Origin of the sequence: uncultured Corynebacterium sp. (assembly GCF_945649885.1) — a bacterium.
GTDB lineage: Bacteria > Actinomycetota > Actinomycetes > Mycobacteriales > Mycobacteriaceae > Corynebacterium.
Window position 1 is genome coordinate 1 of the sequence record NZ_CALZFS010000109.1, and the last position, 9716, is coordinate 9716.

Annotated in this window: 6 protein-coding genes and 2 pseudogenes; 3 read left to right on the forward strand and 5 right to left on the reverse strand. The window is 58.0% G+C overall.

The features are described from left to right. Nucleotides 1-141 (reverse strand): annotated as a pseudogene (locus Q0M74_RS10965) (aldo/keto reductase); the annotation flags it as partial. A gap of 104 nt (nt 142-245) precedes the next feature. Here Q0M74_RS10965 and Q0M74_RS10970 point away from each other — a divergent pair. After that, a complete protein-coding gene (locus Q0M74_RS10970) occupies nt 246-731 on the forward strand; it encodes a MarR family winged helix-turn-helix transcriptional regulator (RefSeq protein WP_293954375.1) in 486 nt (161 codons plus the stop codon). Between the two features lie 92 nt (nt 732-823). On the opposite strand, the gene Q0M74_RS10975 is transcribed toward Q0M74_RS10970, so the two are convergent. Beyond that, a complete protein-coding gene (locus Q0M74_RS10975; protein ID WP_366088227.1) occupies nt 824-1921 on the reverse strand; it encodes a Fic/DOC family N-terminal domain-containing protein in 1098 nt (365 codons plus the stop codon). A gap of 76 nt (nt 1922-1997) precedes the next feature. Further along, nucleotides 1998-5531 (reverse strand): bifunctional proline dehydrogenase/L-glutamate gamma-semialdehyde dehydrogenase, encoded by a 3534-nt coding sequence (locus tag Q0M74_RS10980; protein WP_293954384.1) that lies wholly within the window; start codon nt 5529-5531, stop codon nt 1998-2000. 291 nt (nt 5532-5822) lie between these two features. Between Q0M74_RS10980 and Q0M74_RS10985 the strand changes: the two genes are divergently transcribed. Further along, the gene (locus Q0M74_RS10985) at nt 5823-6410 is read left to right on the forward strand and encodes a PepSY domain-containing protein (RefSeq protein ID WP_293954378.1); all 588 of its coding nucleotides are present in this window, start codon (nt 5823-5825) and stop codon (nt 6408-6410) included. Between the two features lie 98 nt (nt 6411-6508). Here the strand turns inward: Q0M74_RS10985 and amn are convergent, their stop codons facing one another. Continuing rightward, entirely contained in the window at nt 6509-7933 is a 1425-nt protein-coding gene (gene amn, locus Q0M74_RS10990; RefSeq protein ID WP_293954386.1) for an AMP nucleosidase, read from the reverse strand. Nucleotides 7934-7952: 19 nt separating this feature from the next. Then, a complete protein-coding gene (locus Q0M74_RS10995) occupies nt 7953-9359 on the reverse strand; it encodes a DUF2252 family protein (RefSeq protein WP_293954380.1) in 1407 nt (468 codons plus the stop codon). Between the two features lie 123 nt (nt 9360-9482). Here Q0M74_RS10995 and Q0M74_RS11000 point away from each other — a divergent pair. Beyond that, nucleotides 9483-9716: pseudogene (locus Q0M74_RS11000) on the forward strand (MFS transporter); the annotation flags it as partial.

Consider the following 9716-nt stretch of genomic DNA (forward strand, 5'->3'; position numbering starts at 1 on the left):
GGTGTCGATAAAGTTGCCGCCTGCCTCCCGGAAGGCATCCAGAACAGCGAAGGATTGCTCGCGGTCCGTGGTCCATCCGAAGGTGTTGCCACCGAGGTTGAGGGGGAAGATGTCAAAGGTGGTGCCCTTGATCCGGGTCATGGTGTTCTCCTCCGAGCTGTGGGGTGCGTGGGTGACAGAGCTCCACCCTAACAGGATTAATTGAATTTTCAAGGAATCATTCATATCGGTTATCATGACTTATCATGACCACCCCACGCTGGCTGAACACCGAAGAGACCAACACCTGGCTATCCCTCTGGTCAGTCACTTCATGGCTGCCCACCCGCCTGGATGAACAGCTCAAGAAAACCGCCCAGATCAACCTGCCGGACTACTTCGTCCTCTCTCAGGTCTCCATGGCCCCTGCGGAACACCTCAGCATGACCGAGCTGGCCCAGCTCTCTGAAATGTCCGCATCGCGGCTCTCCCACACCGTTACCCGCCTGGAGCAGCGCGGATGGGTCTACCGTGCGCCTGATCCAGAGGATAAACGCACCAATATCTGCCACCTCACCGACGAAGGTCGCTCCTTCATCCAGGGTGCTGCCCCAGGGCATGTGGAAACCGCCCGGGAACTTGTCTTCGACGCTTTGAGCCCTGAGGAAAATCGAGAACTGGGCCGTCTGCTCAGCAAAGTTCTAGATCGCCTGGACCCACCACGTATGCCTGCGCATCAACCACATGTTTAAGCATTAAACAGGTCCGGGAAACATGTCGATTTCCCGGACAAAAATCGACATATGACTTTTCATCTTTCATGTTTAACCAGCTCAGCGTTCTCCTACTTCCTTGAGAGAACCTCCAAGGCCTTAGTATTAATGAAGATTTTCTCCCTACCCACCCGGACTTCAGCAAGGACCCCGGCAGTAACCAGCTTGCCCAGCCATGTGGCCGCAGTCTGGCGCTTCACCAAGCCGGAGTCAATGAGATTCTGAATACGGATATAAGGGTTGACCAGCAGAAGTTCTGCGAGTTCACGCACCGGCGCGATGCCGCCGGCATCGCGGATCTCCGACTCCAGCATGTCCTGCAGGGTTCGGAGCTCATCAATGAGCTTGATGGCATCCCGCGCAGCCTGTTCCACACCATTAACCATGTAGACAATCCAGTCTTCCCAGTTAGCCTCACTGGTGACCTCCCGCAGCAGCCGGTAGTACTGAGATTTGGTGGACACGATATAACCCGACAGATACAGAACCGGCAGTTTCAGCACATCGCTTTGAATGAGCATCAGAATATTGAGGATGCGCCCGGTTCTGCCATTGCCATCATAAAAAGGGTGGATCGCTTCAAATTGATAATGGGTGATGGCCATGAGGACCAGGGGATCAAGTTGGTGATCTGAGTAAATGAATCTCTCCCAGGCGGAAAGATGCTCCAAAATCACATCGCTCCCCTCAGGTGGAGTGTAGATACGTGTTCCAGTTGTCGGGTTACTAATAAAGGTCCCCGGCGTGGAACGAATCTGCGCAGGAGAATCCTGCAGAGCACTACATACCTGGATAGCGGTCTGTTCTGACACCGGGCGGTCGTCAAGAGAGGCAACTGCAGCATGCAATGCCCTGTTGTATCGGAGCGCTTCCTTGGTTGCCGGTGAGGGCGCAGCGTCCACCTTCCACGCTGCACGGAAAAGCTCATCGTTTGTGGTGACGATGTTTTCAATCTCCGAAGATGCCTGCGCTTCCCGAAGGGGGATGGTTGAGGTGATAATCCCGGGATTGGGGATGAGACGGCATGCCGTATTGAGCATTGCCAGCTGTTCACGCGCGGAAATGACAGCCTTCAGCACCCTCACGGTCTCGACATCACTCGCAGGCGGAAGCGGAGGCAGAGCATTAAATGGTGTCTCCGGGTCAAATCCCACGTTTGTTTCCTTCATGTTGAAAGCTTAAACATATCCGGGAAACATGTCGATTTCCCGGACAAAAATCGACATATGACCTTTAGGTCCCTCCTTAGATCTTCTGCTTCAGTTCCTTGGCAAGCTTATGGAAGGCATCGGATCGGTTACCGAAACGGTGCAGCGTGATGGACAGCGCCTGCTCCTTGAGCCAGTTACGCAGTTCCACACGCCCGGAGGAGGTAACGGGGGCGTCGAGAAGCGCAACCTCAGGTCGCACGGACAGTCGCTCACGCTGGAACCCGGTGGCGCTGCCGACCACGCGCACGCGTGCCCCGGCACCGTCATCATAATCACCGCGCAGGAGGTTGGTGATGAACACGGCATCGTCCACGGTTTCAATGCTTATCGACGCCAGCTCCAACACTTCACGCACCTCACTGCTGATCCCCGGGCCAGCCATGACCCGCAGGTCAGAGCCGGCACGGCGAGCAGCCAGCACCAGGCGCGCCACCTCCCGTGCCTGCGCATCGGCAGCGATACGCAACACCATCGTGGCGGGGCGGTAGCGGAAGATATTGGCCTCCGCCCGCAGTCCTGAAGGGTCGCGTGGGGTACCGAATTCCGTGTTCCACGCCAGCCCATCACTGGCGTTGGACTGCTCCAACCAGGTGATATCATCCGGGGAGAGCACCGTGGTCCACTTGTTGATCAGCGGGCTCGACTTGGTGGGGGCATTGGCGGCAGGTTTATCAGCCCACTGTCCCATCAGCATCACATAGTTCGGTCCACCGGCCTTGGAGCCCAGTCCCACCGAGGACTTCTTCCAACCACCGAAGGACTGGCGCTGCACGATCGCACCGGTGATGCCACGGTTGACGTAGACATTGCCCACCTGAACCTTGTCCACCCACTCACGAACCTCATCCACATCCAGGCTCTGGATACCACCGGTCAAACCGAATTCGGTGGCATTCTGCATCTCAATGGCTTCCTCGAGGTTCTCGGCACGCATGAGCCCCAGGACCGGGCCGAAGACCTCGGTGAGGTGGAAGAAGGAGCCTGGCTGTACGCCCTCCTTGATGCCCGGCCTCCACAGGCGGCCGGTGTCATCGAGCTGCTTCGGTTCCATGAGCCAACGCTCACCCGGTTCCAGCTGGGTGAGCGCATGCTGGAGTTTATCGCTGGGCAGTTCCGTGAGCGGGCCGATGGTGGCGGACATGTTGGTTGGCCAGTCCACCACCAGGGAGGTTGCGGCATCAAGGAGCTGTTTGCGGAAACGCTCTGACTCATAAACCGTGCCCACCAAGATGCCCAGGGAGGCTGCGGAACACTTCTGTCCGGCATGTCCGAAAGCACTCTTCACCAGTTCATCAACCGCCAGGTCACGGTCCGCGGATGGCATGACCACCATGGCATTCTTGCCGGAGGTTTCCGCGTTGATCTGCAGCTCCGGGCGCCAGGAAGCAAACATCGCCGCAGTTTCCGAGGAACCGGTGAGGATCACACGATCAACCTTCGGGTGGCTGACCAGCTTACGGCCGGCGTCACGGTTGGCTGGGTACACACAGTGCAGCACCCGACGTGGCACACCTGCCTCCCACAGGGCTTCCACCACGGCCGTCGAACAATGCTGGCTGGGCTTGGAAGGCTTATGGATCACACCGGCACCTGCAGCCAGGGCGGCAAAGGTGGAACCAGCAGGGATGGCGATCGGGAAGTTCCACGGCGGGGTGACCACGACAACACGGTCCGGGGTGAATTCCGCGTTATCCACACCTTCGAGCTCCAGAGCCAGATGGGCGTAGTAGCGGGCGAAGTCAATGGCCTCAGAGATCTCCGGATCAGACTGTTCCACCGCCTTGCCCACCTCAGCGGCAGCGATGGAGGTCAGGTGACCACGACGTGCCGCCAGGATATCGGCGGTGCGGTACAGGATGCGGGCACGTTCCAGCGCCGGCAGAGCAGCCCACTCAGCTGCCGCGGCCAGGGTGCCCTCCACCAGACCATCCACATCTTCTTCCTCCACAGACAGTGGTGCTGCCTGCGCTTCCAACCAGCCGGTTTCCGCAGAACGCGCAATGGCGGCGCGTGCCCATTCCTGGTTTTCCGGGAGCGCCGGATTAGTGTCCGGCTCGTTGTCAAAGGGGGGAAGTTCGGCAGTGCCCAGCTCCCCATCGCGCTCCGCTTCCAGCTGGAGTGCGATCCGGCCAGCTTCTTCCAGGCTGTCCGCTTCCTCAGCACGACGATCCTGCAGGTGATTCGGGCCGGGCACCGGCGAATCAATCAGACCAGCCATTTCTTCCACGGAGGCACGGAAACGATCCTCCTCACGCTGGAAAATCGGATTACCCGGCTCCAGATCGAAGATGGCCGACATGAAGTTCTCACTCGCGGCATTTTCCTCCAGGCGACGCACCAGGTAGGAAATGGCGGCATCAAACTCCTGCGGACGAACCGCCGGCACATAGAGCAGCAGCTGTCCGATATCCGTACTGGCGGCACGTGCCTGATCAGAGGCCATGCCCTGCAGCATCTCAAACTCCACCTGTTCGGTGACACCACGTTCCACCGACAGCAGGTGCGCAAAGGCAATATCAAAAAGGTTGTGTCCGGCCACGCCTATGGACAGTCCGCTCAGGTTTTCCTTACGCAGTGCCCACCACAGGACACGCTTGTAGTTGGCGTCAGTGGCCTGTTTGGACGGCATGGTGGCACTCGGCCAACCGGCGATCTCCGCATGCACATGCTCCATGGGCAGATTCGCACCCTTGACCAGGCGGACCTTGAGTTCCGCTCCCCCATCTGCCGCACGTTCCGCAGCGAAGGTAGCCACCTCCTGGAGTGACACCAGCGCATCCGGAAGGTAGGCCTGCAGCACAATTCCAGCTTCCAGCTTCTTCAACTCGGGCATGGCCATCAGGCGCTTGAACACCGCGATGGTCAGGTGGAGGTCCCCATATTCCTCCATGTCCAGGTTGATGAACTTGGTGCTGCCCGGCGTATCCACCGTCGCTGCGGCTTCCTCATATAGAGGTAGCAACCGCTTGACGACGGTCTCCACCGTCTCCTCAAAGCCCCATAGGGAAATTTGCGACGCCACCGAACTCACCTTGATGGACACATAATCCACATCAGGGCGACGCAGCAGACGTCGGGCGTCGTCGAGGTGCTTGAGTGCTTCCTTCTCACCCAGCACTGCCTCACCGAGCAGGTTGATATTCAGGCGGTTGCCATCGCCCTGCAGTTCTGCGATAGCACGACCAAAGGGCTTATCGCGGGCATCAACAATCATGTGCCCGACCATCTGGCGGATTCGTGCCCGAGCCGCTGGAACAACCACCTGCGGCAGCGCACGGCCCAGCAGGGAACCTGCCTGGATCTGGGCACGGTCCAAAAAGGACATGGTTGCTGGTGCGATCGCACCTAATTCATTGAGGGCGTGAGCGGCGGCGTGGATATCCTCCGTGCGCACAACACGATCAACGAACCCCACCGTAAACTCCAGCCCATTGGGATCCTGGAGTACTGCGGCAAGACGCTCCGCCGCAGCGTTGGGCACACTTTCCTGCTTGCTGTATTCCAACCAGGAGCGGACCTTCTCCACTGACTGCTCAGTCAGAGTGGCCAGTTCAACAGGCAGATTCATGGAATTCTCGGCTGGGGTGGTCACGATGCGTACTCCTTGTTTTCCAATGCGCCAGCAGATCTGGGAGAACACATCAGGGTGTATGCATTCATGCCAGATGTGAACCGGCTCTATTACTCTTGCGGGGTGTGGCCCCCAACATAGCCATAAAAAGCTTGTCCAGTTGAGGTTCACCCCCGCAGAATTCACCAGACATCGCATGGAGGATCCCTGCTGAAAAACATGGGGGAAAATTTAATATTCATTTAATTATCTTTGAGTACCATGGTTTTGAACCAAAAAGGAGTAATCATGATTTCACGTAAACTGATCGCCCTCACCGCTGTCACCGGTCTGTCCCTCACCCTCGCTGCCTGCGGTGATTCCAATGATACGGCCACCACAACCTCTGTGGAGGCCACCGCCACCACCGCCACCTCAGCTGAAACTGCCACCGAGGAAACGACCGCCACTGAAACTTCCACCGACTCCCAGGAGGCCACTGCCGCCACCGGTGACGATCCGGTATTCCAGGCCATTGATGCTGTCACCGCCGCACATCCCGGCGGCATCATCACCGACATTGATCGCGAAGACTCCACCGATGTCTACGAGATCGATGTTGTGGTCGGCGAAGAAGTCTTTGAACTCGTAGTCAACGCTGGCACCGGTGAAGTCCGTGAAGAAGAGCGTGACAACGACGACGCTGAAGACATCCGTGAAGCCAATGACGCCAACATCACCGCCGCAGCAGCCATTGAGCAGGCACTTGAGCAGCACCCCGATGGTGTTCTCGATGAAATCTCCTTGGATGAAGAGGACGGTCGCCTCGAGTGGGACATCAGCCTCGATGACGCCAACCGCAATGACCTGACTGAACTGGTCATTCAGGCGAATTAAGTAAGCGGACGTTATAACCTTCCGTCCCCCCCACAACCCTCTGCCCCTCTGCTGTAGTGCAGGAGGGCACAGGGGCTGCGTCGATAAGCGCTGCGAGCTTAACGGAAGGGCACCTCACCGAGTGTGCGACGCAGCTTGCGGGTGCGCAGACGCTGCGGGTCCACCGCCAGGTATTCCATGGCACGGACAGCGCACATCACGTGGGCTTCCTTGGAATTTGAGTAGAAGGCCTGCGCCTGGGCCGGCAGCTTCGGCACCGCATGCAGCGGCAGGTCGGAGACGGACAGCAATGTTCCATAAGGGATCCGGTAGCGGTAACCATTGGTGGCCAGGGTGGAGGACTCCATGTCAATGGCCACCGCCGTGGAACCGTTGAACCACTCCCACAGTTTGCGCGGGGTGTGCCATTCCCAGTTACGGTCATCCGTGGAAAGCACGGTACCGGTGCGCATCAGATCATTATCGTGACCATAGATCTCATCCACACTGGCTTCGAGTGCCTTCTGGATCTCCGGAATCGCAGGAATCGGATTACCCAGGGGGATGCGACGGTCCAGAATATGGTCTTCACGCTGATAGGCATTGCCGAGGATGAGGTCCCCGATGCGCATGCGGGCATCAAGGCCGGCACAGTGCCCGATCATGACCCAGGCTTCAGGTCGCAGCACCGCCAGGCAATCAGTGATGGTTTTGGCATTGGAGGGGCCGACACCGATGTTGATGATGGTCAGGCCGTCACCGGCGTCGGTGACCAGGTCAAAACGTGGCATCTGGAAATTGCTGGCCAGATCGATCACGGCGATACCGCCGAGTTCCTCGATTTCTGCTGCATCATCCCTGGTGATCACCTGACCACTGGGCAGGGTGAGGGCCGTGTAGCGCGAATCTTCCCGGACCAGTTCAGCCAGACCGAAGGTGACAAATTCCGTGGTGTGCATGGCGTAGTTGGTGAACAGGATGTATTTCTGAACATGATCAACCTGGATGCCGGTGTAGTGCTCGATGCGGGCACAGGCAATGTCAAAACGCTGGGGACCAAAATGGAACAGGGGATGTTCAGCACCATTGAAGGCTTCCCACTCGCCGTCGATGATGGCGTCATGGACCTCATCCAGGGTGGGGCGCGGGATGATATGAGCGACGTCCCCAGCCCGACGTGCTTCGGTGGCAGATGGTGCATCCCGGATGTACTCCGGTGGAATGCGGATATCTGAAGGGCCCACCTCAATGCGGCAGGGGTAATTGCCGGTCAGGCGTTCCAGCTGTTCACGCAGGTAGCGTTCCATGATGTACGGCTTGGACAGCACCGCAGAATAACGTCCGGCCTGGTCCACATAGCCGAAGGGTTCGGTGCGGTCGATCGGCTTCCACTTCAGAACCTCGACGGTGAGCTTGGGGTACACAACATCTGCATAGGCGGCATAATCCCCATTTTCCAAAGTCTGCCGGGCAAGGGTGGTGGAATTATTGTAGATTTCCTGCAATTTATTGATTGCATCATCAATCGTCGTCATTGCTTCCATGGAGTTCATGGCCCCCAGACTATCCATTTCTGAACGCACCACGCCCGAGATCCTCCCGGAAAAGTTCAAAGTCCCTGTTGATCCGTTTCAGATAATCCACCGCAAATTCCTCCGTGTCCGCGCGGAACACCTCGCTGGAGGCAGCAGCGGTGATGCGTTGGGCAAGCGGTTCCTTCGGGCTTGTCGACACCTGCTGCAGCGCGCCATCAGCACGCACATGCTGGATCCCCAACACCCGCCCGCAGACCTTGGCGTATTTCTTGAGGTCTTTCTCATCGAATACCCCGACATCAATATTGACCTTCTGCGGCCCACGTTCCCGGACCAGGAAGCTGATCCCGGCGATATCGGTGAAACCATAATAGGGATCACCATCTTTGACGAAGGTGTTGAATGCCAGGGCGATGCGTTCCGCGGGGGAATCCGGCAACCACTCCCCTTCCGGATCAGGCACCAGTCCCTCCATGGAGGAAGGACGTGACATCTTCATCTCCAGGATGAGCAGATCCGAGGATGGACCGTCGATGAGCTCTTCAAACAGGAACCAAAAACGGGTCAGGCCACGCGAGGCGGTGCCGGAGCCTTTGCGGATGGCCAGATCATGGGTGCGGAAAGTGCGCTCATGGGCATCCGCATAAGCGTTGAGTGAGGATTTAAGTTCCTCCAAGAGCTCTGGGTGACGATGGGTGCGCTCATCCTCGCGGAAGGTCATGGTGGTGGTGTCGATACGTTTGTCCAGGTAGCCAGCCCTGTCCCGCTGGGCTTTGCGGAAGAAGGGACGCAGCACCTTCGGTGAATCATCCGCAGCGAACTGGAAATCCGCGTGCTCTGGATCATCAACACAATCCTTTATGGAAGAAAAATACGCATCGATGAAAGCACGCACAATCGTGGAGGTTTTCTTCTTCTTGGCACCGGCCTGCTGCGCGGCGAGCCCGAAACCGACGGCACCACGTTCCACATCCCAGGTGAAGGGGGCCATCCAGGCCTCATCAAGATCATTGACACTGAAGATCGGTTCACCGTGGGCACCGGGCAGGATGCCGAAGTTCTCCGGATGCACATCACCTACCACCGGGATGGCCGGTAGATGCAGATCACTGCCCACCAGATCACGGTGGAAGAGCAGGGCGGTGCCCCGGAAGAAGAGGAAGGGATCCTTGGCCAGATCATCGAGTTTAGCCTGCACAGCCTCCGGAACAAGGTGCATGCGGGTGACATGGTCTTCAATGATCGTGTTGCGGATATGACGCCTGCGATCACGGTCGGTGAGCAGTTGCGGTGGGACAATCACCGAACCAGTGGCCAGGGACTGCGCCAACTGGGCAAAACCATCACGATGCTGGACATAACGGGGCACAGCAGGGGCTTCCGGGGCTGGCAAACCAAATTGCGCCACATTTGCGAGCAGGTTTTTGGTATCCATGTTTAGAGCCTATTCCCATATTTTATTTTCTGTTGTTTTTCCCTGTGGATGGTGGCTGGCACGGATACTGCTGTGCGGCGATCATCCAGCTTGTGTTGCTTCCCCCTAGTGAAGGTTGATTCCATGACAAATCGCGTTTTTACCGGCGTGATCCTCTTACTCCTGACCGCAGGTTGGGCAGCCAATCACTTCGTCTCCATGATCGTGGTGCTCCGTGACCAACTGGGGGTCTCCACCGTGTTACTCAACGGCGCCTTTGGAATCTATGCGCTGGGACTGTTGCCTGGTCTGCTGGGCGGCGGAGTCCTGGCTGACCGGATCGGGGCACGCCCGGTCGTCCTCACCGGTAGCGTGATC